Genomic DNA, 24,056 nt, shown 5'->3' on the forward strand with positions numbered 1-24,056 from the left:
ACTCGACGGGAGAAGGCCATGGCTTCTCCCGTCTTTTCTTTGCTCGACTGCTCCCCGAGATACAGGCACCAATCCCTGCCCGTTACATATGTCTATAGTGGATACCTATATGAAAAAAGGAGGACAACACTATGCTCAAAAAAAGGACCTCCACCTCAGGCCAAAGTGTGTCGAGCACCACTACCAGCAAGGGAAAGAGCGGAAAAGAAAAGCTGCTGTTATTAAAAAAGCAAGCGTACTATTATGAAGCAAAAGCAACGCAATACAGCCTGGAAATATCCCAGCTTCAGGAGCAGCTGCAAGCCTTAGTAGAGAAGGAGCAAGCCTATCAGGATGTTGTGAATCAATACGAGCAGGCGCTGCAAGACCTCCAAGAAAAGGAGCAAGGCACAAGACGCTCTCTCGGCCAAACACAAGCCAAGCTCGAGCAGCTTGAAGAAAAGTTCAAGCAGCATCAGCAGGCGCTTGAGCAGCGAGACAAGACCATCTCTCTCTATAAGGAACGCGAGGGCAAATGGAAACAAGTGGCGGAAGATCTCAAGGAAGAACTGTTAGAGGCAAAAAACGCCACCACCATCGATGAAGAGCTTCTCCTCGCGCAGCAAGAAGCAACAGAGGTGCATTTGAAGCAGCTCACTTCGCAATGGGAACAGCAGCTTGCACAGATCGCGAATCGCGCCGCTGAAGCCGAAAAGCAAAGCCAGCAAAAAGATGAGGTCATTGCGCGTTATCAGGAACAGGAGGCAGCGTTCCAGCAGGCAATCGAAAGCTTGCGTCAGCAGCTTCAAGAACATGAGCAGGATTCCTCAGACCAACTGAATCTGGAGCTGGAAGCGGCTCAAAAACAGCTGGGAGCCGCTGCGAAAAGAGAATCGGAGCTCATCCAGCTCGTCGCAGATCAGGAGCATGTCATCCTCTTGCTACAAGAGCACGAGCGCGTATGGAATGGAAAGCTGGAGGCAGCGCAGAATCAAATCTCCGCTGCTGGTCAACGCGAAGCCCAGCTGCTTCAAGAACGCGAGCAGCTTGAAGAAACAATCGCCAAGCAGGAAGCACAAGAAAACGAATGGAAGCTCGCTCTTGAGCAGAAAAACGAAGAGCTCCTGGCAGCCTTAAGTACCCACGCTGTAGACAGCGATCAATTGGCTGAAAAGCTGCAAGACGCTTTGCTGCAAATCACGAAGCTCCAGCAGCGTGAAGCTGAGCTGCTCGAGGCGCAATCACAGGCTCAGGTCGCTCTTGATCAAAAAACGGAAGAATTGCATGCGGCACTAAGTACTCATGCCGAGGACAGCGATCAGCTGGCGGAGATGCTGCAGGCCGCTACGCAGCAAGTCGCAGAGCTCCAGCAGCGTGAAGCTGAGCTGCTCGAGGCGCAATCACAGGCTCAGCTCGCTCTTGATCAAAAAACGGAAGAATTGCATGCGGCTCTGAGTATTCATTCCGAGGACAGCGATCAGCTGGCGGAGATGCTGCAGACCGCTACGCAGCAAGTCGCAGAGCTCCAACAGCGTGAAGCTGAGCTGCTCGAGGCTCAATCACAAGCTCAGCTCGCTTTCGACCAGCAAAACGATGAGCTGAAGACTGCTTTGAGCGCACAGGCAGCAGAATTCAAGGAACAGACCGAGAAGCTGCAAGACGCTTTGCAGCAAGTCGCAGAGCTCCAGCTGCGCGAAGCTGAGCTGCTCGAGGCTCAATCACAAGCTGATGAGACGCTTGCTCACTGGGAAATACAGATCGCTGAATGGCAGCAGATGCTTGATCAGCACAAGGAAGAACTGCAGGCCGCATCACAGCAGATCGAGCAGCTTCAACAGCGAGAAGCAAGCCTGCTCCAAGCTCAGTCCCAGACAAGCGAGACGATCGCTCACTGGGAAGCCAAAGAAGCTGAATGGCAAGAGGAACGCCAAGCACTTAACCAGAGCCTGGAAGAGCAAAAAGTCCACTTGACCGCTCAAGCCGAAGAAATCGAGCAAACGTCCCAAAAGCTGCAAGCCTCTTTGCAACAAATCGAGGAACTCCAGCATCACGAAGCTCAGCTGCTCCAAGCACAGTCGCAGACAGACGCTCACTGGGAGGCCAAAGAAGCTGAGTGGCAGCTCGCGCTCGATCAGCATAAAGAAGCGCACCAGACGCTGGGCCAGCGGTATGAGGAGCTGCAGACTCAGCTGACCAGGCAAACCGAGCAAAACGAACAACAGGCAGAGCAGCTGCAAGCAGCCTTGCAACAAATCGAAGAGCTCCAGCATCACGAAGCTCAGCTGCTCCAAGCACAATCGCAGACAGACGCTCATTGGGAGGCCAAACAAGCTGAGTGGCAGCTCGCGCTCGATCAGCAAAAAGAAGCGCACCAGACGCTGGGCCAGCGGTATGAGGAGCTGCAGAGTCACCTGACCAGGCAAACCGAGCAAAACGAACAACAGGCAGAGCAGCTGCAAGCAGCCCTGCAGCAGATCGGGGAGCAAAAGAAACGAGAAGCGCAGTTGCTCGATGCCCAAGCGCAGGCAGATGAGACCATTGCCCAGTGGGAAGCCAAGGCAGACGAATGGAAGCTCGCTCTAGACCAGCACGATCAGGAGCTGCAGGCTACCCTGACCAGCCATACGGAATGGAAAGAGCAGCAAGCGCAGGAGCTGCAGGCCGCTATGCAACAGATCGAAGACCTCCAGCTACGAGAAGCAAGGCTGCTTCAGGAAAAAGCAGATGCAGAAGAAGCTATCTCCCATTGGAAGGCGCAAGCGAAGGAGAGTACACTCAGCCTTGAGCAGCGCGAGCATGAGCTCAAGCTGGCAGCATCCGCTGAAGCCACCTGGAGGGAAAAGCTGACCGAAGCAAGCAAATCTCTGGAAGCTGAGAAACAAAAAACGGCGGACTATGAGCAGAAGGTGAAAGACGCCAATGACGCAGCCGAAAACTACCAACAGCTGCTCTCGAAAATGACGATCATCGAACTCCAGTACAAACAAATGCAAAGTGAAAAAGATAAGCAATATGAGCAGCTCGCCGCACAAGAGAAAGTGCTTAAGAAAACAGTCGATGGGCTCAAACAGATGGTCAAGGAACTCCAAGACAAGGAAGAAAGATACAAACAAGCCATCAAAGATTTTACACAAAAGGAAGCCCGCGCAAACAAAATGCTCAGTCAGCTGCCTAGCACCTATACTTCACCCGGCAATTCCGTATCTGGGCAGTCCTCTTCACAATCCCAGCAGATCCAGCAGCAAAACCAGCAATTCTCCAACTCGATTCCTGCCAACTTTCCACTCCCTCCACACTTGAACCGAGGCAACACCTTTAATCCGTTCAAGTGAACTCTCTGCCAATGTGCAATAGCCGTTCCCACGGTGCCAGACACTGAATAGAACATAGTACAGTAAAGAAAGGGAGGGAAATACCATGACACCTGAACAACTACGCGCATACCATCAACAACGCCAGCAAATGGCTGTCCGTCAAGCTCAACTCCAGCAGCAGCAAGCAGCTAGAGGGCAAGTTCAAGCGCCTAGACCTATGACTCCATTGCCCAAAACAGGCCCTGTTCACAACGTCAAGCCTCACGTTCAATCGAAAACAACCGGGGGCTGCTGCGGCAGGCGTTGGCAAGCCTGAGTCCTCCACGCCACCTTTCTTGGTGTCCCATTCGGTCTGGAACGAAATGATCCGACACTGTATGGAGGAGCGCCCTTTCGAAGCCTGCGGTTTGCTTTCGGGACGAAACGGTTGTGCAGAAACCATCTGGAGAATGGAAAACATCGAAAAGAGTCCGGTTGCCTTTTCCATGGACTCTCGTCATATACAAAAAGCACTGCAGAAAATGGCGTTAAAGGGGGAAGCTCTAGTAGGGATCTATCATTCCCATCCTACGGCTCCTCCCTTGCCATCCCCTGAGGATATCGCGTATGCCTACTATCCGGAAGCAGCCTATCTGATCGTCTCACTCGCCTCCAAACAGCCAAATATCGGCTGTTACCGGATCGTCGGGTCACGAGCACTGCCTCTGCGCGTAGAACTTAGGTGCTAGGTTTTGAAAAAGAAACAGCGGGTGCCCTCGGCCCCGCTGTTCTTTGTTTTTGCTATCGGAAAATTTTCATGAATCGTTCGGCTCCAGACGCAAAAGCTCGATCTTTTCCCAACTGACAAACTCATCCTCCCACAAGACGTGGCAACGATCTGCTTCGACACGGATGACTATCCCGCGAACCCCATCCTTCAGAAATACTACTTTGTCGCCCTCTTGTATCATCGTGCTTCCCCGCCTATTAACCGAGTCTAAAGATGATTCCGTGACCACCTTTTGGGTATTCCCACTTGATGTTTTCATAGGGACAACCGATCCGGCAGCTTCCGCATTCGTGGCACCCTTCGTATCCCACATGCATCCGCACCTCTTCCCATTTGTAGACTTCCGCTGGGCAAAAGATTGTACAAAGCTTATCCGGGCATTGGGTAGCACAGACATCTGCACTGAGCACGTGGAGATGGGACTGTGTATCGGCCTTAAACCGAACCAAATACTGCTTCTCCTCGATCGACTGGCCTTTGGGTATGTTCGCCATCACTTCATCACCCTCCATGCATTCATCAGATCGCGAGCCATTTTCCATTTATCCTTGGCTGTCCCGAGTTCGCTCCAGATCTTCTTCTGCTTGGTCCATTTGGAAGTGCCGTCTATGGTAAACATTTGGCTCGCTGCCTTGTTCATCATCGGAATATACTGTTCAAAGTACTGCGGGAACTTCTCAAAGTGATGAGTAGCATCCTTGTATTTTTTCAGATCCTGCCCGACAAAGCTGTTCAAAAGATTCGTCCGATAGGAATCGAGCATTCGCTCTGAAAAATCGCCGGCTTCGCGCGCTTGCATGATGGTTTCTGCCGCCATCACTCCGGAAGCCATAGCCATATTGGAGCCTTCCCGGTGGATCGCATTGACCAGCTGAGCCGCGTCTCCCACGACGATGACCCCGTTTCCGACAACCTTTGGCATCGAGCGGTAGCCGCCCTCTGGAATCAAGTGTGCCAAGTATTCCTGCTGTTCACTTCCTTGTATATATGGTCGAATCATTGGGTGGTTTTTGACATAATCCAGCAGCTCATACGGTTTGATCTTGTTCTTGATTAGACCGGAGAGCATCGTGCCTACCCCGATGTTCAAGCTGTCTTTGTTCGTATACAGCCAGGCCGTCCCGAGAATTCCCTTCGTCGAGTCCCCAAAAATCTCAATGGTACAGCCATGATCCCCTTCCAAATTGAAGCGGTCCTCGATAATTTTCCGATCCAGCTTGAGTACCTCCATGACGGCCAGCGCAACCTCATCCGGACGGAACTCTTTATGGAAGCCCAGCGATTTGGCAAGCAGCGAATTGACACCGTCTGCCAGGACGATGACATCCGCGTACACATCCCCATCGGGGCGGTCGGTTCGGATTCCGACGACCTTTCCGTTTTCTACGATACATTCGAGTGCCACCGTCTCATTGAGCAGCAGCGCTCCCTCCTGCACGGCCTTGTCGGCAAACCACTGATCAAACTTCGCCCGCAGCACAGTGAAGTTGTTGTACGGCTCCTGTGCCCACTCCATCCCTTTGTAGCTGAAATTAAGAGCGGATTCTTTGTCCAGCATCATGAAGCGCTGCTCCACGATCGGCCGCTCCACAGGCGCTTCCTTGTAGAACCCAGGTATGATGTCCTCCATGGTTTTCCGATACAGGACGCCGCCCATCACGTTTTTGGAGCCGGGATACTCCCCCCGCTCCATCAACAGGACATTCACGCCTTTTTTCGCCAGTGTATATGCACAAGCCGTTCCCGCCGGACCTGCTCCCACCACAATGACATCAAACTTTTCCGCCATATTGAACCTCCTTGTCCGGCTCCTTTTGAAACGCTTCCATTAATATCGGTACAATTTCAAAGGCATCACCCACGATACCGTAGTGGCACGATTGAAAAATAAGCGCATTGGGGTCTTTGTTAATGGCGATAATCAGACCGGAATTGCGCATTCCGACCAGATGTTGAATCGCCCCTGAAATGCCGATCGCGAAATATACTTTGGGGGTGACCGTCACGCCCGTTTGCCCGACCTGATGCTCGTGATCAATCCAGCCAGCCTCAACGGCATCCCGGCTTGCCCCGACCGTCGCCCCGATCTTTTCGGCAAAGCGGTGAATTAGCGCAAAGCCCTCTTTGCTTCCCATGCCTTTCCCGCCTGCGACAATCACGTCGGCTTCGTCCAGTCGGACCTTTTCTTTCGTTTCGCGCACGATCTTGAGTACTTTTGTGCGAATGTCTTCCTCACGCAGGGTAATCGTTTCTTCGATGACTTCTCCCGTTCGATCCGCGTTCGGCTCCAGCGCTTTCATGACCTTGGGCCGGACCGTTGCCATTTGCGGTCGATGCTTTTTGCACAAGATCGTCGCCATGATATTGCCGCCAAATGCCGGACGGCTCGCTTCCAGAAGGCCCGTTTCTGCGTTCACATCGAGCATCGTCGTATCCGCTGTCAGTCCAGTCTCCAGATCCGTGGCTACCGCGCTCGCCAGATCTTTTCCCGTAGAGGTCGCCCCGTACAGAATGATTTCCGGCTTGTGTTTGTTCACACACTCGATGACTGCACGCATGTAAGACTCCGTTCGATAATCGTGAAAGATCGGGTCGTCGTATACATAAACCTGGTCTGCCCCATACGGAAAGACCGTTTTTGCCAGCTCCTTCACCTTCTCTCCGATCAAAAGACCTGCGAGCGGCACTCCCCTTTTGTCTGCCATTTGGCGTCCAGCACCCAAAAGCTCCAAGGAAACCGGCGCGATCTTACCGTCATTCACCTCCAAGTACACCCAGATGCCGCAGTATTCCTCGATATTCATGCCTGCCCCTCCTTAACCCGGAACAACCGTTGTTTCTCCTGTAAAATCTCCATGAGCCGCGAAACCTGTTCTTGGGCTGTTCCTTCCAGCATCTCGCCGCCTTTTGGCTTTTCGGGCGGCCATACCTTGGCTACGATGGTTGGCGAGCCTTTCAGTCCTAGCAGGGTGCGATCGATATCCCCCAAGTCGTTCACAGCCCAAATGACAGGATCGTAACGCGCTGCCCGCAGCATGTTGGGCAAAGGTGAATACGGCACCTCATTGATCTCCTTTTCTACAGAGAACAGGCAGGGCAGCGAGGATTGGATCACTTCGTAGCCATCCTCTAATTTGCGGTGAACAATACAGTAGCCTTCTGCTTTGTTTACTTCCACTACCTTTTTGACACTCGTCAAAGGGGGCATGTCGAGCCTTCTCGCAATGCCTGGACCTACCTGCCCGGTATCGCCATCGATGGTCATTTTTCCACAAATCACCAAGTCTACCGGCTGCGTTTCCGAAATCTTCTCAATTGCCTTGGTAATGGCGTAGCTCGTCGCCAGCGTATCTGCTCCGGCAAAAGCCCTGTCTGTCACCAGATACCCGGCATCCGCGCCGATTTCGATGCATTTCCGAATAGCCTTGACTGCTGGTGGCGGCCCCATCGTAACGACCGAAACGACACCGCCATAACGCTGCTTCAGCCTTACCGCCTCTTCAACCGCATGAGCGTCATAGGGGTTGAGGATCGCAGGTGCGCTCGCCCGATCCATCGTGTTGGTCTTGGGATTCATCTTGATGATTTTCGTATCCGGCACTTGCTTAATACAAGCGACGATGTGCAGCATGTTCTATCCCTCCTTGCTGCCCAGCCGCGTATACTTGTACCACTGGTTGTCTCCTTCGCGCGCGAAGCTACGGGCAGCTTGTCGTTCATTGTTATAACCTATTTCAGAATAGGGAGGCTTAGACCAGTTACACGGGCAATCGAAGGCACGAACAAGAGAATGAAAAAAGAGGACACGATACCCTCATTCTGGGTATGCATCCTCTTTCTATGACGATCACGCCTATTCTTATTTTTTGATCGAGAACTGCACACGAGCATTCGTAAACTTCTTGCTCACGCTCAACAGCTTGATTTGCAGACCGATCTTTGGCAAGATTTTCCCTATTTCCGGCGCCTTTGGCATCGAATAGTCATTGCTGTCTTTAAATTCGGTAACGCCTTTTTCCGACTTGTAATCCATCGTACCGAGCTTGTAATCCAGATTCACAGGAGATGTTTTCTCTGGGCTGAATGCCGCATCGTTCAATTGGTAACGGGATTCTGCGATTGCATCTTTATTTCCCTCATCGTTATTCCAATAGTGGAGTTTTTGATGGGAATCGACTACACCCAGCATACCGTAGCCTGGATGGTTGCTCGTATTGTTGTCTTGCGTTTTGCCATAGCGGCCATCATAGTACCAGATAACCATACCTGGATCATACGTCAGGAACGTATCGCTACGGCGGAAATATTTCAGGCCGATATCTACTCCTTCATGGGAGCGTAGCTCCACCAAGTAATAGGCATCGTACATTTTGCCTTTTCCATCGAAGTGGAGGAAGCCATCCAAGTCAAACTTCTTGTCGCCATCCGCATCGTCATCGAACACAACCTCTCCGTCTGCTTCGACTTCAAAGTTGTCCAGATAGAAGCCGGACATTGCCAAACCGCCGTCTGTTACGTAATTGAATTCGACCTGAATCTTTTTACCGACGAAATCTTTCAGGCTGATTTCTTCTTTATCCCAACCCTTGGTTTCGTCGTCGTATGACTCGATTCTTTCGCTCTCACCTGTGTCAGCGTCAATAACGTTCACATAGAGGTAGTCATAGCCCGTTTCAATCGATCTCCAGGAATCAAAACTCATGGAAGCATCGCTTGCCCCTGTCAAGTCAATGACTTCAGACGTCATTTTTGTGTTCAGGTTATCCCCTTCATCAGAAAAATAGGAATAGTCTCCATCTTTCGGCTGGATGGGTGGCAGCTTCTCAACCTGTGGCATGTTCAGCTTGATCACTTTTCCACCTTTGTCAATACTGCTTCCATCGATGAGCGACAAAGTTTTACTGCGCTTCTTAAGATCCTGGTAGTTAAGAACTTCCGGTTGAATCCATCTGCCGCCGTACATCTCCTGCAGCATTAATTTGGACCAAGGATCGAAGCCGGTTGGCTGGGTTTGGAACACTTCGCCTGTATGGCTGCCAGAAGACATCAATGACCATACCCCTACCGGAGAATCAAGGCCAGCTCGAGACGTGTCGTAAAGGTCTGGCAGTCCCAAATTGTGGCCATATTCATGCGCGAAAACACCTGGTGCTCCATTTTCGGGCTGAATCATATAATCATACGCTTTCAAGTCAGTACCAGGAATTTTAATTGGCTCTTCCAACGTCCAGCGATGGGACCAAATAGCATCCTCATCTTCCAAGGTTTCTTCCCCGATCCCGGAGTGAACGAGCATCAGGTTGTCCAGCATGCCGTCCGGTTCCATCAGATCGCCATCTTCGTCCAAATCGTATGGATCACGCTGGTCGTAATCGTCTTCATGTCCAGCGATTGCATCCCCTACTGATTCCAGCGTCTCAATCACCAGTTCGCGAGGGCGCGCATCGTTACCGTTCTTGTCATTGGCACCGTAGTATTCCTTGTCATTCTCTGCAGTAAGCCATGGCGTTACGACTCCATCAACAGTCCAGGTATTTCCGGACTGTTCGTAATAGTATTTCGCCATTGTCGTCATTTTCGTGCCTTCAGGTGTTTCATAGCCTTTGCGGTCAAAGAGCATCTTCTCGTAATGCTCTGGGTTGAAATCCTTTGTCCACAAGGTGTCGCTCTTCTTCTCCAAACTGTTATGTTCCAGGTCAGAGAACTCTACGAGTGCAATTACTAGATTATCCGTATGTACCCCTCTGGAAGCTCGTACTTGATTGTCATCCTTCACCTTGGTAACTTTATTGGCTGCTTTTGAAACGGCTGCCAGCTGAGACTTGCTCGCTTTTTTTCCGAAGGAGCTGGACTCATCGATCCCATGTGGAACTTTTTTGCTGCGCAGAAACTTCTCGACCGCCTTGTCGATTTCCTCTGGATCTGCGTCCTCGTCGATCTCCCCTTGCTCCACCAACGCTTGAATCAACTTATCCATGTTGACCGTTGCCAAGTCCATTTCAAGCGGGGGCTTGTCCTTTGACTTGGCCATACCTACTGCCGGAAACGCTACAAAGCTGCTGAAAACCAAGGAAGAAGAAAATAAGATGGATAAAAACTTCTTGCCACTCTTCACTGCGTTCACCCTCTTCTATCTCTCGTGATTGGCCGGAAAACCGATTACCCCCCAGTTCCGACACAAGTCAATTATGACACGCAGACCGTTTTTTACCAATTTTAATTATTCGACAAATATATCATGTTTGATCAAAAGAGTTTATTCCACAAAAAGGAAACCCTCCGATAGTCCTAGCTTGATTCCCTCGAAAAAAGTCGTAAAAGCTCGAAATATCCATCCGATCGAACTAGCATATTCATGATGGTAGCATCATAAACGAAGCGGCGAATGCACCGTGAATTTTGTCACACCCTCGCTTGACACGGCCTCAATCCTACCACCGTGCTTCTTCACCACCGACTGCACAATACACAGACCCGCTCCACGCGCCCTTCCTCCGACGGAGTGCTTCGTCGAATACCCAAAGTCGAAAAGCTTGTCCATTTGTTCTCGCAGTATTTCGGGGCCAGAATTCTCGATCGCAGCTCGTCTTGATATGTCCTCTCTGCATCCCCAACAGCCGCTTTCAGTTCCCGCTGATACCAACGCTGCAGCCCAAGAATGACGAATACGAGCACAGCGACAAACAGTCCTTGGAAGAGGAAGAGGGGGACGCTTCTTCGAACAACATCGCTGCCGATTCCATCAACAGACAGCACATCCATATCCACCCCTACAATTCCTAGAAGCTGGCCGCTTTCCCCCAAGAGAGGTGCCCCTGCCGATAGGTATTTGCCGTGTATTGGATCCGAAATAACATCGGAGTAGTAAGTTTGACCGCTCACGATCATCTGGATTTGCTCTGCGTTAATATAGCAGGGCTCTCCGATTTGCATCGTGTAATCCGAGTCTGGAGGAAGGGAAGCAATCATGACACGCCCCCCTTGCTGATCCGCATCAATCTTTGAGATGTATAAAAATAGCGCTCCAAACTGCTCTCTCGCCTTTGCCAGCTCTTTCTCCAGCTGCTTATATGCCGGATTTTCTTTTACCGGGTTCTCGAGAAAGGCTTGGTAGGCCCGCGTATCCAGCTGGCTCGCGACAAAAGAAGCCGCCTTCATGCTCTGGTTGGCAATCGAAAGGCGGACGGATTGAATCGTATTGAAGTAAGAAGCGGCGATACTCACACATGTCATTACGAAGAAAAGTACAGCCGAGATGAGCATGATGAGCAGAATCCGATAGTTTTTCAAATAGGCAGTAACCATGTCCTTGAAACCATTGCCTTTCTTTTTGTAGTCGGCACGGTTTCCATTCTAGTCTATCGGAAATGGAAATGTCCAGTTAGGCCTCGGAAATCAACACCTGCTCCAGTGCATCCAAAGCCAGCCTTGCATCTGCGCCTTCTGCCGTCAAGGTAACCGTATGCCCCTTTGCGACCGCCAGTGACATGACTCCGATGATGCTTTTCCCATTTACGTGCTTGTCTTCTTTTTTTACTCCGATTTCACTGGAAAAGGACGCCGCCAGCTTCACAAACAATGTAGCAGGGCGAGCATGCAATCCTTGCGACAGCTGAACGGTCACCTGTCTTTCATTCACTTGAATCACTCCTTACTTGATCATTATTTGTCTACGGCAGCCAGCAGCTCTTCTACCTGCTCAAGCCGGGTCAGACCTGTTGTTTTATCCACGATCGAGGTGTAGATATGAGGGATGACCTGCTGGACGCCTGCTTCCAAGCAGACCTCGACAATCGGACGGATCGAGGTGGCATCGATTCCCCCTGTCGGTTCAAAAACGGGAATTCCGAAACGGACGGCAGCTCTCGCCATTGCTTTGATCTCATCCAGCTTCTCCATTCCGTTTACCGGATAAAATTTGACCGAATGCACCCCGATTTCTGCCAGCATGGCCGCAGCTGCCTCGCAGGAGAGCACTTCCCCCACCTTTTCACTTACAGGTCCCGTAGTCACTTGCACTTTTCCTGCCTGGTTGCTTGGGGTGATCAATGCATTCACAAGCGTATGGCTGTTGCCGATTGCCTGCAAGGCGCCCAGCGTATAGCCTGCTGCGGGAAAGACCTGGTTGACATGATCGGGACTTGTTTGGATTGCCACCTGCGCTACTTTTTTCCATTGAGCTGGATCGCCTGCTCCTAATCCTACTGAAACGGGTATCCCCCCTTGCTGGTATTGCTGGACGGCTCGAACGGCCGCTTCGACGGTGGCAAATCCTTTGACCATCACTCCGATCAACACGCGGCCCTTTGCCAAGGTATTGATCTGCATTGCGTTTTCTACATCCTTTGCCAGTACATTCAAGCGTATGTTTGTTGTGCGCACGCGGACTACTCTCCTTCTTTTCGTTTTTCCAGCAGCTCTTTCATCCGAGCGGCAATGATTTTCTCCTGCCCTGCATGAAACGGCCGAGGATCAAAGGCGAACACGCCTGTATTAATAGCGTGGTTGCGCGTGAATATGGCCGGGTCGCCCTGCTCCAGCAAGCGAACCAGCTCCTGTGCTGTCCTCCCCGTCACTTGTTCGTCCATGCGTACCTGCACGCGGTAGATAGCTCTGCCTGCTTCGTCCTGGACGATGTTTGCTGTCACGCCAGCGATGCTGCCCAGCTCCCCTGCCAGCCACTCTACCCGTGTGCGCTGCCATGATGCGTCCTGATTCTCCGGGTCGTACTGCTGCAAAGCTGTCAGTAGGCCTACGATCGCCTCTTTCCCGACCTTCATTGCCCGGCCAATCCCTTTATACTGAGCGCGGCAGGCTGCAATCAAAGGCGCTCGACCTGCAATAAATCCAGAGGTCGGCCCGCCGATCGCCTTTCCTCCACTGTAAATGACCAGATCCGCTCCCTTGACTAGATAACCTCGCAGATCCTCCTCCGCTGCAGCGTCGACAATGACAGGTATCCCTTGCTCGCGGCCTATCCGGATCATCGTCTCAAGCGACTGCATCCCCTTTTGGATGGCATGATGGGACTTGACGTAGATCAGTGCTGCCGTCTGTTCATCGATGGCCTCGCGCAGATGAGCTTCCTCAACATGATTGGCACTTCCAGCTTCTACTGCTCTGCCACCGCCCAGTGCAATCATTTGCTGAACCGGCGCACCGAAATGGACGGCGTGTCCTTTTTGGATCACGATCTTGTTTTTCAAGCCTTCCGAGCAAGGCAGTTTTTCGATCAAGCTCAAATGCGTGCCCGTGATCACCGCTGCTACACTGATGGCGATACCCGCCGCTGCCCCCGAGGTCGGACAACCATCCTCCGCCCCAGTAGCCGCTGCGATGTGCTGGCCAGCCGCGAGCATCAGCTCACTCATTTCTACATAATCCATGGCGGCATCGCCCATCGCTTGTGCGACAGAAGGAGCGACGGCACTTGCACCCAGCGCCGTCATTTTCCCGCTCGCATTGATCACCTGCTTTAGTCCCAGCTTTTGATAAATGCCCATTCGGTGTCCATCCTTCCCGTTGATCGTACTCATTGTGTCGGTATGGGGAAAATCGCGCCGAGGATCATCGCACCGATAATCGCTCCACCCGCAATCGGTTTATTGTAATAGTAGAAAATCGCCGCTCCCGCCGTCGCACCCAGTCCTACGGGAATGGAAGCCATGATCGCCGAAATCACGATCAGAGGTCCCAGATAACGTCCCGCAGCATTTCCCGCTCCCATCATGACATCCGCACCAAATGTGGAGTTGGCCGCATTGATCGTATACTTGCGAATCAAAATGATGATGGAACCAATGACGAAGCCGAGCAATGCCCCTGTCACCAACGCCAATGGGAAGGAAGTCAGGGGAGCCGTAAAGCCTGCACCCAGCATAAGGGCAGGAACGCCGATCCCGATCCCCGTCTGCAGGGAGCCCCCGATGTCAAGAATCCCGACCAACGGCCCCTCTAAAATTCGCGCGAACAGGAAGCTTGCTCCGAACGCAGCAGCTGCGCCGTATCCTCCTCCCTTGATCCCTGCTTCCAGCATCGCGACGATCGCGATATCATTGAAAGCCCCGATATGATACACGTAGTAGAGATGAGTACCGGCAAAAATTCCTGAAGCCAAGCACGCGACAAAGAGAGGAAACGCCCATTCGGAATACCAAAATCCTTTTGCTGTAAGTTCACCCATTACTTTTTCACCGCCGATCCAAACGTTTCGTGAAGCTGTACCAGCCAGTCAGGAATTTCTACATGCATGCTCTTCAGGAGGGCGACATCAAAGGCACGGAAGAAACCGCTCAGTACAAACAGCAGGATCACGGCAACCAGCATCGTCTTCGTGATTTTGTTCCAGCCGCTGTCGTCCAAGCCTTTTCCGATCAAGATCCCCAAAACGATCCCCGGAACAGCGTTGCCCATGACCAGATGCGACATACCGCCCAGGACAGTTCCCCATATCCCTGTCCGCTTGCCCGCATCCATAGCCGCCATCCAGAATACGATCGGCATGATCGGATTGATCAGCCAGTTCGCGGCTGGCACCAGCACTTTTGTCGCCACGAGCTGCATCGATTCGGGAATCGCCGTCGCCGTGGAATTCAGGAGAGTCACCACAACTACCCCTACAGCCGCTCCTGCGATCGCCATCCGCTTTGGATTGTGCAAAGTCTCTTCGACATTCTTGTTTTTCCACAGCAGGATTGCCGCCGCCCAGTTCGGAATGACACGATGGTCCACATCCTGTGTCAAAGCACCGGCACCAACGACGGATGCCCAGGAGTTGAACAAAAAGCCCAGTCCGAACGAAAAGTGGGATATCGGATCGCCCGCACACGCATTAAGCTCACCGAATGTCCGGAACGCCCCCATCCCCTGGACATTGGGCGCATGAAACATCCTCGCCGCCCCTGCCCCAACACCGAAGCCGACCAACGCTCCGATGACGATGGACTTCAAAATGATCATCAAAGTTACCATGAACCTTCCCCCTGTTTGTTTCTATCGCTGACGAACGAGCTGCCAGGCATCTGCAGTCTGCTCGGTCTGCTGATGAAACGAAATGTTTTCTACTTGCACGACGCCGAGCCTCACCTGCATATCGACTGTGATGTCATATCGCGTCCGTTTCCGTGGGAAGAACAAGCCGAACAGCCGCTCCTGGCGAACGGTCTCCGTGGCCGAAATCACCTCTAGACCAATCGGTTCGATCCGCACGACCAAATCGTTTGTCTGTCTCGCCACCACGTGCTTGATCTGGGAAAATATCTTGTTGAAGGCCCCTTCTTTCGTATCGGCGCTTCCGGATAATCGCAAGGTCTGTGTCGTTTCCTTATACATGCGCTACCTCCCTCCCAGCTTGACGAATTCTTCCACCATGCGCCTGCCCAGCTCCTCGGTGTCCATAAAGCCAAAGCCAATCACTTTTTTACCGCTGCGCAAGGCGGTGATACCCGCATCGATTGAACGCAGTCCGTACTCGACAGGAAAGCCGTACTTGGTCTTGGCTGTGAGCGCTCCTGCCCCTCCGCTCCCGCAAAACGACAGCCCGAGGTCTGCTCCCTCCCGTACCATCACGTCCCCTACCTTCATATCTGCTCCAACACCTGGTATAATGATGGCCGTCCCGCCAGCGGCTTCAATACCTCTGGCAATGTTTTGCCCTTTTCCCAGACGATCCCCAATCACGATCTTTACTTTGGACATGTGTAGACACCCTCTCTTTCCTAGCCGTTTTCACTGCGATGGATCTGTCTGCATGACACGAATGGCCTCAAAATGTACAGCAAGTAAAAAGGCTTCTGTTTCATCCACTTGCCAGGCTTCGCCCACAGATACCAGTACCCGGCGTGAGAGCGCGACCATGTCCGGATGGATTTCTGCGAACAGCTCCGCTTCAATTACGGGCAGCCTTTCCTTGTTTTTCATGCGGCGTACAAACCCGAGAACATGAGCACCGATGGCTAGCCACCTGTCTTTTGGAATGCAGATGCCCACTCGCAGGGTTTCTCCTTCGATCCTTTGAAGAATCGCCTTACATTCAGAAATTTCAGATATATTTTCTGATTTTGATTCTGTCAACTCTTTGAGGATGTCATCCATCATTTGCATGTCAGTACCTTTCCTGAAGTAATCACTTGATGAGCTACCAGTCGTTCACTTGTCTCGATGGTTTCCTTTTCACAATCCGTTAATCGTGTCGGCTCTTTTCGCAGTTGCAGGATCGTAACGTCTGCACAGGCCCCTGGCTTCAGTGTCCCGATCTCGTTTTCCATTCCGAGGATGCGCGCTGGTGCGCTGGTGCACGCGGCGACGATCGCTTCGAGCGGATAGCCATTTGCGAGAAACTTGGTGAGCGTATGCGTCAGGCTGTGCACGGGACCATCCAAATTTCGCCGATGCACGTCTGTGCTGATCACATGAGGGGCGACTCCTTTTTCCTGCGCGAGACGTAATGTGCGAAAGCTGAAGCTGGACTCCCCATGCCCGATGTCGAACAAAACACCGCGATCCAGTGCATCCTGCGCCTCCGCAATCAGCTCCCCTCCCTCGTCAAACATCCCCCCCGCTTTTCCGTGAAAAGCATGCGTGACCACATCCCCTCGATCCAGCAATGCCAGAACTTCCGCCAGTCTGGGTGGAGCGTTGCCAATATGAACCATCATGGGGACACCGGCCTCCCTCGCCGCCTCCTTGGCTACATGCAAGGGTCGAATGCCATTGTGCTTGACTACCGAGCTGCTCATGCGGGCCTTGATTCCCCGAAGGAGCGGCTGCTCGCGGATGAGCGCGGCAGCCTCGCGTGGAGTCAGGCGGGACATATCCCCTAGCTCTCCTCCCCCTTTGCACAAGCCGTCGCCGGATATATTCAGAAATGCGAGAATTCGTGTGACAGAAGGACGTACGGCTTCTTCGAGAAAAGCATCAAAGGCCCCTATCCCTGTGCTCCCTGCGTCGACGACAGTAGTGACTCCCTGCTCCACTCCTACCCGATCAGCTTCCACACCGAGGAAGGTTTGCGTCGGGAACACATGCGCATGAAGGTCGATCAGACCAGGCGTGACCAGGCAGCCTTCCGCGTTGATTGTCTCGTTTGCTTCGATTGGGTAGGGAAGGGGCTGTTTTTCCCCTGCCTGCTGCTTTTCATACAAGCCCACAACTCTGCCTTCCCGTATAGCAAGATCATAAAGCCCGTTCAGGCTCTGGGAGGGATCGATGACTCGCCCACCCTGTACCAGCAGATCCACTTTCACTCTCTGAAGTCCCCTTTCCTGAAAAATAGCGCAGAATGGCTGTCACTTCGCTCGGAGGGACATGAAGGTCCGCCTCTGCCAGGAGCTCATTTAGCTGCTCACGCCAGCGCTTCCATTCACTCGACTCGGCATCACCCACAGATTCCCATTCCTCCTGATACGGAGAGCCAAAGACAAGTCGATTGACCATGAGCAGCAGGTGCAGGGTAAGCCCGCTTGCCTTCTGCTCGGTCAAATAGTCCCGAAAAGCTTCCACGATACGGTGGCTAATCTCGTAGCCCTTGCAGATGACATCCTGGGACAGTCTTTCCACCACAGGCAAATCTTTGGGGTTCAGATCGGAAACGAGACTGGGAATCCAGGCATCTTGTCTAATGGATGCCGCCTTTGGCTTGTCGGCCATTTCCGGAAGCAGTCTCTCCAGACACCGCTGGATTTGGCTGATGTCCTGGCGAGTCGGCAATGGGCTGACGACGACAACTGGAACCTCTGCCTTTACCGGAAGCACGCTGATGATGACATCCACTCGACGGCTCGCTAGGTACTTATCCACTTCTGTGCTGGAACAAAGCCCTACGACTCGCAGGGAGCGCAGCTCGTTTTCCAAGTACGCTTTCAAAAATCGCGAGGAGCCGCGTCCTGTCCCGCAAACCACGAGCGCATCCGCTTTTTTCTGTTCGAGCCACCGATCGTAGCCTGCCTGAAAATGAAGCACGAGGTAGGCGATATCTGCATCGAGCAAATAGACTCCGCGATGCCAAAACACTTCTTCACACGAGCGTTTCACAGCATCAAACATGCGGGAGTACGTCCGTCGAATCTCATCCGAGAGCGGATTGGCAAAAAGCACACCCTGGCGATAGCGGTTCAGACTGTCGTCCAGATGGGCGAACAGCAGTCTGCCCAGCTCCTGATCATCGTACAACGGAGCTTGCATCCGGCTGCTGACGGCATGAGTCAGCTCTTTCCCCGCCTGATATACGTCCAGTACCGTACGCCGGAAGGGCATCTCAAGCAAAGGCAAGCACGCGTAGGCAAGCTCTTGCTTCGGTATGTGGACAGCCAGGCGATGACACAAGGCCATGACTTCACTGGAAAATCGATCGTAGCCCTGCCACTGCTGCACTTCGTCTGTCTCGGCATCGTCCTCCAGCACCAGCTGGCCTCGCTGTACGCGATGGACCAAGATGCACAGGCGAATAAGCAGGCTGATCAGCGTTCGGTCTGGCAGGCTCTGCTCGGCAGCATTCATCCACGCTTTGATGCTTCCGATGATTGTTCCGAGCTCCTCTCGGCTGATCAACCATTTCTCCAATAAGGTGCCAGTCCAGGTATCCGGCCCGTGCTCCGGCAATAAGCCTTGCACGATCCGGTACATATCTGCTCCATCCAGCAAATCATGGATAAGACTTTCAAGGGCAAACCTCTTTTGCCGCTCACTGCCGTCCACTCGTATCCCGTAGCGTTGCTTCGTTACCAGTTCCAGGCGCCACCCGTCGAGCAGCTTCTCCGCTTCCTTGATATCAAGCGCGACCGTGTTTCTGCTGACCGCCATGTGATCAGCCAGATCGTTCATCCGCAAATACCCTTCCGCCAGAAGCAGGATAAAGGTCAACAGCTTTACGCGATCTTTTTGATGCAGGATGAGGGTTTTGCTCTCCTCTCCCAGCAGCATCTCGCGCAAAGTCCCTCTTCGCTCTTGATCCTCGCTGATCCACAGCCCTTTATTCGGTTGGGAATGGAGAGTGACATTTCGCTCTTTTAGCCATTGTCTGACGTTCTCCAGATCGTATTTGACGGTTCGTTCACTTACCTGAAAATCGCGAGCGATATCCTTGATTTTCAGCGGATAGGAGCTGTCGAGTATGACTTTCAGTAACGCGTGGGAGCGTGCTGTTAAAAAGACCATTCCGTTCTCCTTTCCGCCCAAATGCATCCTGTCCTTGCTTGAGACTCATTATAGAAAACGCTTTCGCAGCGGTAAAGAACGATTCCTTTCCCCATCAATCGTGCAATTTTTGTAATTATCAGTTTCATTCGACAGCATTTTCTCCCCTTTGCCGTTTTCATAGATGGATTGCGCAGAAAATAGGGATTGCCAATGGTTTCTGAATATTTCTATAATGATAGAGATTGGTTACATAAATCCCTTTCAGACAAAGGAGTGGGTAGCGTGCGTGAAAAGCTTTTTGCCCGATTGCAGGAGATTTATCCGGAGCTCGTCCAATTCAGACGTGATCTGCACATGTACCCGGAGCTTTCTTTTCAAGAGGAAAACACAGCGAGAAAAGTAGCGGCCAAGCTAGAGTCATTTGGCATCGAAGTAAAAACCGGTGTAGGCGGCATGGGTGTTGTGGGGCTGCTGCGTGGCGGTAAGCCAGGAAAAACCGTTGCGCTGCGTGCCGATTTTGACGCCCTGCCCATCCAGGATGAAAAAGAAGTAGAATACAAGTCTCGCATTCCTGGCGTGATGCACGCTTGCGGCCATGACATTCATACGGCAGGGCTTTTGGGCGTCGCTCAAGTCCTCAGCGAATTCCGTGACGAGCTGCCAGGAAACGTCGTCTTCCTGCATCAGTTTGCCGAAGAGCTTCCTCCTGGCGGTGCGAAAGCCATGGTAGAAGCCGGGTGCCTCGAAGGCGTCGATGTCGTGTACGGTGCGCACGTCGCCTCTGATCTGCCTCTTGGACAAGTGGGAATCGGAACCGGTTTTGTGACGGCAGCTGCGGATGGATTCGAGATCGTACTTTATGGAAAAGGCGGTCACGGTGCCTATCCACATACCTCCATTGACCCGATCGTCCTCGGCAGCCAGATCGTTATGAATCTGCAGCAGGTAGCCAGCCGTCAAGTGGATCCGCTCAAGCAAGTCGTGCTCTCCGTCTGCTCCTTCATCGGAGGAGGAGAGGCGTTCAACGTTATCCCTGACCAGGTTCGCCTGAAAGGGACCGTGCGTACCTACGATGAGCAAGTGCGCGATGCGGTCGAAGCCTCGCTCATCCGAATCGTCGAGGCAAACTGCCAGGCAGTCGGTGCGAAATGCGAGATCAAATACCAGCGCGGCTATCCAGCGACCTGGAATGATCCAGTCGAAACGGCCTTCGTCGAGGAAGAAGCGAAGCGACTGTTTGGCGAGGAAGGCTTCTACCGGATGCCTCCGGGGATGGGTGGAGAAGACTTCTCGTACTTTGCGAAAGAACGTCCGGCTACCTTCTTCATGACAGGCGGACGCAACCCTGACATCCAGGCGATGTACCCGCATCACCATCCAAAATTCGATGTGGATGAGCGCTCCATGCTGCAAACCGGTCAGCTGTTCATCGGTGCGCTGCTCTCCTATCAGGAACGTCATCAGGAAGCAGTTGTCACGAAATAGTGCGTGCGAAGTAAAGAAGGGCAGTGGAGCTTCGGCTCCCTGCCCTCTTTATTTTACCTGATTTCCTTTTAGAAAAAATTCATGCTCAGGTAGCGCTCGCCGGTATCCGGTGCAATGCAAACTACCTTTTTGCCCGCTCCCAGACGTTTGGCAACCTCAATGGCAGCAAAGACCGATGCACCCGAGGAAGGTCCGACGAGGATTCCCTCTTTGGCACCCAGAGCCTTCATCGTCTGCAAAGCGTCCTCATCCGCGATTTGAATAATCTCGTCGTAAATGTCGGTGTTGAGGATTTTCGGCACGAAGCCTGGGCTGGTACCGACCAGCTTGTGCGGACCTGGTTTTCCTCCCGACAAAACGGGAGATCCTTTTGGTTCGACCACAGCGATGTACAGCTCCGGCAGCTTTTCGCGCAATGCTTCCCCTGTCCCGGTAATCGTCCCGCCCGTACCTGCAGTCGCCACGAATGCATCGAGCTTTCCATCCATCTGCTCGTAGATTTCTTTCGCCGTTGTGACACGGTGGATGTCGGGATTCGCCCTGTTCTCAAACTGCTGGGGGATAAAGCTGCGCGGGATTTCCTTTCTCAGCTCCTCCGCTTTGGCAATAGCTCCTGGCATTCTCAGCTCGCTTGGGGTCAATACCACCTGTGCCCCGTAGGCTTTCAGCAGGTTGATTCGCTCCTTGGACATATTGTCCGGCATGACCAAAATCGCTTTGTAGCCTTTCGCCGCTGCGTTCATCGCAAGGCCAATCCCCGTATTGCCGCTGGTTGGCTCGATGATGGTATCACCTGGCTGAATCAACCCTGCCTGCTCCGCGGTCAAGATCAGGTTGTAGGCTGCCCGGTCCTTGACGCTTCCCGACGGATTCTGCATTTCCAGCTTGACATAAATGTCAGCTGCGCCTGCCGGTACGATCCGGTTCAAACGCACGAGAGGTGTATTTCCGATCAATTCAGTTATATTTTGATAGACGCTCATCATGAACCTCCCGAAAGACTCGATCTATATGAATCTCTAGTCTTCCTTAGGATAATACAAGTAAGTCGATATGAAAACCCCATTTGATTTAGCTCTCGCCAACAAACCGAAAGCCCCCGTAAAGCCAGATTCAGGGATCAGCTCTGCTCGACCAGGTTCGAGAGCGAAAAGTCTGGAGCGGCTTGGTAAATGGATATCGCGTAATGCAGGGCGGCTGCGACCGAGCCGAACCAGCTGCTGAAATAGGCCGATGCCACCGTATCGTTTTGTCCTCGATCATGCTTTTGTTGCTTCTATTATTTCGGTTTCACCTTGCTTAGGAAGGCATTGGCTTCTCCATACAGCTTGTCCGCCTTTTGAGATGCCGTATCCCGTTCTGCTTCGATCGAGGAAATTCGTTTCTTCGCCTGTTCTATCGCTTCCTGTGCGGCCTTCACTGCTGCATCTACCGCTTTCTGACGTACTTCCGGCTTGGGTGCCTTCGCTTTGATTTCCTCCCATGTTGCCTTTATATCCGTCAGATCGGTTTCCAGCACACCCGTGATATCAGCCATGCGCTTCTTCTTGTCTTGAATGCTGTCATTCATGGAGCTCATGCCGTCTACGAGAACCTTCATCGCTCCTGCCGTTTCTTTCATGACCTCATACTCTGTCATCTGCAAAGCAGGCTGGCCCGCATAGAGCTTGATTTCATCCAGCAGCCCTTGCAGCTCGCTTACATGGCTCTGGTACACGGCTGCTTCATCTGGAAACTGCAAATCGGTCAAATACTGCGCATTTTCCACCAAATCGGCAGCAAGTCTATCGGTCTTCTCTACCTTTTTGGCGAACTCGACTCTCTCTTTCTCTTTTGCCTGTTTTTCGGCGACTTCCTTTTTCTTCACCTCAGCCTGCTCATTGATCCGATTTGTCATCGTCTCCAGCTGCTTTTGGTACTGCACCGGCGTGCTCGCTAAAAGCTTTGCTGGTACTTGTCCCCCTTCTTGAAGAGGACTTTGGAAGACCAATTCACCGGCACTTACCGTCGCCTCCATGGCCCCACCGGACTGTGATTGAAGCGTCAGCTTTTCGCCGTCCATCGTTCCCGTGTAATTGTAGGTTTCGCTCTTCAGAACCGGTATGCTGTCCTGCGTCTCAACGAAGTTGTCTACGACCTCTACCCTTGTTTGATCAGCATACGGTATGACCACCTTGGCGAAGATAATGCGGTTCTCTTCCTCATGCACATAGCCTTCCGCAACGGAAACACCGCCAAGCAGCCGACTCCCCGCAAATCCGGCTGCCGCCAGCACGATCAGTGCGATTACGATGAACACTCTATTCTTTCTCTTGCCCATACTGTGACTCCTTACCCTCCTCTTTCTCCCCCATCCGGACTGATTCGCTTGCCAAATGGTACCATATCACCATCATACATGATCGACAGGGAGAAACCCTATAAGTCGAAAGGCCAAATAATCGCGTCGAGGCTTGGCAGATAAAAAGACTAAACGGCACGATTGGAAATAAACTCCCAAAACATCTCCAAAAAGGAATGCAGGACCTCCGACTTCTCGCCCTTCCTATACGCAATTCCACCTTCTGTAGCCACAGCCCGTTCGGCCAGCTCTCGAAACACCACACCACTCACCCGAGTCCGTATGAAAGGCGTCAGGGATATCCCCATGCCGGCAGATACGAGGGCAAAAACAGTCGGCATATCATGGGTCTCCACTGTGATTTTGGGAGAAAATCCAGCATCATGGCAAATCCTGGTCACGGAATCATAAAAGCCTTGCCCGATCGAGCGCGGTGTAATCACGAAGGATTCTTCCGCAAGCTCAGCTATGGCGATAGGTCCACCTCTTTCTGCCAACGGATGATTTTCGGGTAAGACCACTCCCAATGGAGGGTTCTGGAACTTCGTTACTAGTATTTCTTCATTGGTAACCGGCGGAGTGAGAATTCCGACATCGATTCGTTTTTCTTGAAGTGCTGCGACTTGCGCAGTAGTCCCCATCAGCTGGAGGTTCAGACTGACATCTGGGTACCTCCTTCGATAGTCGGATAGGAGAGGCAAAAGATTTTCAGCCGTGCCTGTAAATCCAATAATGAGCTTTCCGTGTTCCGCCCTAGCCGCCATTCGTGCCGTATCGCATGCATCCTCTACCAGATCGATCATCACATACGCTTTTTCCAAAAACGCTTTACCCGCATTCGTCAATTCCACCCGACGCTTGTTACGGTAGAACAAAGGAACACCCACCTCGTCCTCCAGTTGCTGAATCTGCCTGCTGAGCGGCGGTTGAGCGATATGCAGTCGCTCTGCTGCACGACTGAAATTCAGCTCCTCGGCTAATGCCAGAAAATAACGGATATGTCTGAGTTCCACAGGAAGCTCTCCCACCCTCT

General features: G+C 52.4%; 24 protein-coding genes. 4 read left to right on the plus strand and 20 right to left on the minus strand.

Features of this window, described 5'->3' with window-relative positions:
• Positions 1 to 131: 131 nt before the first annotated feature.
• The 3 genes from EDM55_RS04275 (at position 132) to EDM55_RS04285 (ending at position 4,021) form a co-directional block, all read left to right on the plus strand.
• Entirely contained in the window at positions 132 to 3,311 is a 3,180-nt protein-coding gene (locus EDM55_RS04275; protein ID WP_122959689.1) for a coiled-coil domain-containing protein, read from the plus strand.
• 85 nt (positions 3,312 to 3,396) lie between these two features.
• Complete coding sequence (locus tag EDM55_RS04280; protein ID WP_092274093.1) at positions 3,397 to 3,609, plus strand: hypothetical protein; 213 nt, start codon at positions 3,397 to 3,399, stop codon at positions 3,607 to 3,609.
• A gap of 22 nt (positions 3,610 to 3,631) precedes the next feature.
• The gene (locus tag EDM55_RS04285; RefSeq protein ID WP_258957840.1) at positions 3,632 to 4,021 is read left to right on the plus strand and encodes a M67 family metallopeptidase; all 390 of its coding nucleotides are present in this window, start codon (positions 3,632 to 3,634) and stop codon (positions 4,019 to 4,021) included.
• A 66-nt stretch (positions 4,022 to 4,087) separates the two neighbouring features.
• On the opposite strand, the gene EDM55_RS30160 is transcribed toward EDM55_RS04285, so the two are convergent.
• The 17 genes from EDM55_RS30160 to EDM55_RS04365 all read right to left on the minus strand — a co-directional run bounded on the left by EDM55_RS30160 (position 4,088) and on the right by EDM55_RS04365 (position 19,215).
• Entirely contained in the window at positions 4,088 to 4,243 is a 156-nt protein-coding gene (locus tag EDM55_RS30160; protein WP_170184507.1) for a hypothetical protein, read from the minus strand.
• A gap of 16 nt (positions 4,244 to 4,259) precedes the next feature.
• Complete coding sequence (locus tag EDM55_RS04290; protein ID WP_092274099.1) at positions 4,260 to 4,556, minus strand: ferredoxin family protein; 297 nt, start codon at positions 4,554 to 4,556, stop codon at positions 4,260 to 4,262.
• Positions 4,556 to 5,851, minus strand: coding sequence for an FAD-dependent oxidoreductase (locus EDM55_RS04295; protein WP_092274102.1), 1,296 nt, complete (start codon positions 5,849 to 5,851; stop codon positions 4,556 to 4,558). Before EDM55_RS04295 ends, EDM55_RS04290 begins: the two co-directional genes overlap by 1 nt.
• On the minus strand, positions 5,835 to 6,866 hold the full coding sequence (locus EDM55_RS04300) for an electron transfer flavoprotein subunit alpha/FixB family protein (protein ID WP_092274105.1): 1,032 nt from the start codon (positions 6,864 to 6,866) through the stop codon (positions 5,835 to 5,837). Before EDM55_RS04300 ends, EDM55_RS04295 begins: the two co-directional genes overlap by 17 nt.
• Positions 6,863 to 7,693: an electron transfer flavoprotein subunit beta/FixA family protein gene (locus tag EDM55_RS04305; protein WP_122959690.1), complete on the minus strand. Its 831-nt coding sequence runs from the start codon at positions 7,691 to 7,693 to the stop codon at positions 6,863 to 6,865. The genes EDM55_RS04300 and EDM55_RS04305 overlap by 4 nt, the downstream gene beginning before the upstream one ends.
• A gap of 228 nt (positions 7,694 to 7,921) precedes the next feature.
• On the minus strand, positions 7,922 to 10,177 hold the full coding sequence (locus tag EDM55_RS04310; protein ID WP_122959691.1) for an immune inhibitor A domain-containing protein: 2,256 nt from the start codon (positions 10,175 to 10,177) through the stop codon (positions 7,922 to 7,924).
• A 252-nt stretch (positions 10,178 to 10,429) separates the two neighbouring features.
• Positions 10,430 to 10,603, minus strand: coding sequence for an ATP-binding protein (locus tag EDM55_RS30730; protein WP_246071124.1), 174 nt, complete (start codon positions 10,601 to 10,603; stop codon positions 10,430 to 10,432).
• An 840-nt stretch (positions 10,604 to 11,443) separates the two neighbouring features.
• A complete protein-coding gene (locus EDM55_RS04320) occupies positions 11,444 to 11,701 on the minus strand; it encodes an HPr family phosphocarrier protein (protein WP_092274113.1) in 258 nt (85 codons plus the stop codon).
• A gap of 23 nt (positions 11,702 to 11,724) precedes the next feature.
• Positions 11,725 to 12,444, minus strand: a complete 720-nt coding sequence (locus tag EDM55_RS04325; RefSeq protein WP_122959692.1) for a KDGP aldolase — start codon at positions 12,442 to 12,444, stop codon at positions 11,725 to 11,727.
• Positions 12,445 to 12,449: 5 nt separating this feature from the next.
• Positions 12,450 to 13,565 carry a DgaE family pyridoxal phosphate-dependent ammonia lyase gene (locus tag EDM55_RS04330; RefSeq protein WP_122959693.1) on the minus strand — a complete coding sequence of 372 codons (1,116 nt, stop codon included), beginning with the start codon at positions 13,563 to 13,565 and terminating at the stop codon, positions 12,450 to 12,452.
• A 29-nt stretch (positions 13,566 to 13,594) separates the two neighbouring features.
• Positions 13,595 to 14,245 carry a DUF4310 family protein gene (locus EDM55_RS04335; RefSeq protein ID WP_122959694.1) on the minus strand — a complete coding sequence of 217 codons (651 nt, stop codon included), beginning with the start codon at positions 14,243 to 14,245 and terminating at the stop codon, positions 13,595 to 13,597.
• Entirely contained in the window at positions 14,245 to 15,033 is a 789-nt protein-coding gene (locus tag EDM55_RS04340) for a DUF4311 domain-containing protein (RefSeq protein ID WP_092274124.1), read from the minus strand. The genes EDM55_RS04335 and EDM55_RS04340 overlap by 1 nt, the downstream gene beginning before the upstream one ends.
• A 21-nt stretch (positions 15,034 to 15,054) precedes the next feature.
• The gene (locus EDM55_RS04345; RefSeq protein WP_092274127.1) at positions 15,055 to 15,393 is read right to left on the minus strand and encodes a DUF4312 family protein; all 339 of its coding nucleotides are present in this window, start codon (positions 15,391 to 15,393) and stop codon (positions 15,055 to 15,057) included.
• 3 nt (positions 15,394 to 15,396) lie between these two features.
• The gene (locus tag EDM55_RS04350; protein ID WP_092274130.1) at positions 15,397 to 15,759 is read right to left on the minus strand and encodes an SFCGS family glycine-rich protein; all 363 of its coding nucleotides are present in this window, start codon (positions 15,757 to 15,759) and stop codon (positions 15,397 to 15,399) included.
• 30 nt (positions 15,760 to 15,789) lie between these two features.
• Positions 15,790 to 16,164, minus strand: coding sequence for a hypothetical protein (locus tag EDM55_RS04355; RefSeq protein WP_092274133.1), 375 nt, complete (start codon positions 16,162 to 16,164; stop codon positions 15,790 to 15,792).
• Positions 16,155 to 17,306, minus strand: a complete 1,152-nt coding sequence (locus tag EDM55_RS04360; RefSeq protein WP_122959695.1) for an amidohydrolase/deacetylase family metallohydrolase — start codon at positions 17,304 to 17,306, stop codon at positions 16,155 to 16,157. The genes EDM55_RS04355 and EDM55_RS04360 overlap by 10 nt, the downstream gene beginning before the upstream one ends.
• Positions 17,236 to 19,215 (minus strand): BglG family transcription antiterminator, encoded by a 1,980-nt coding sequence (locus tag EDM55_RS04365; RefSeq protein ID WP_122959696.1) that lies wholly within the window; start codon positions 19,213 to 19,215, stop codon positions 17,236 to 17,238. Before EDM55_RS04365 ends, EDM55_RS04360 begins: the two co-directional genes overlap by 71 nt.
• Positions 19,216 to 19,479: 264 nt before the next feature.
• On the opposite strand from EDM55_RS04365, the gene EDM55_RS04370 reads away from it, so the two are divergent.
• Positions 19,480 to 20,682 carry an amidohydrolase gene (locus EDM55_RS04370; protein WP_122959697.1) on the plus strand — a complete coding sequence of 401 codons (1,203 nt, stop codon included), beginning with the start codon at positions 19,480 to 19,482 and terminating at the stop codon, positions 20,680 to 20,682.
• A gap of 68 nt (positions 20,683 to 20,750) precedes the next feature.
• Here EDM55_RS04370 and cysK read toward each other — a convergent pair whose 3' ends face one another.
• From cysK to EDM55_RS04385, 3 genes are all read right to left on the minus strand, one after another.
• Positions 20,751 to 21,665 (minus strand): cysteine synthase A, encoded by a 915-nt coding sequence (gene cysK, locus EDM55_RS04375; protein WP_122959698.1) that lies wholly within the window; start codon positions 21,663 to 21,665, stop codon positions 20,751 to 20,753.
• A gap of 296 nt (positions 21,666 to 21,961) precedes the next feature.
• Positions 21,962 to 23,002: a hypothetical protein gene (locus EDM55_RS04380; RefSeq protein WP_122959699.1), complete on the minus strand. Its 1,041-nt coding sequence runs from the start codon at positions 23,000 to 23,002 to the stop codon at positions 21,962 to 21,964.
• A gap of 149 nt (positions 23,003 to 23,151) precedes the next feature.
• Positions 23,152 to 24,036, minus strand: a complete 885-nt coding sequence (locus EDM55_RS04385) for a LysR substrate-binding domain-containing protein (protein WP_246071123.1) — start codon at positions 24,034 to 24,036, stop codon at positions 23,152 to 23,154.
• Positions 24,037 to 24,056 lie beyond the last annotated feature (20 nt).

This window comes from Brevibacillus centrosporus (assembly GCF_003710815.1).
Taxonomy (GTDB): Bacteria; Bacillota; Bacilli; order Brevibacillales; family Brevibacillaceae; genus Brevibacillus; species Brevibacillus centrosporus.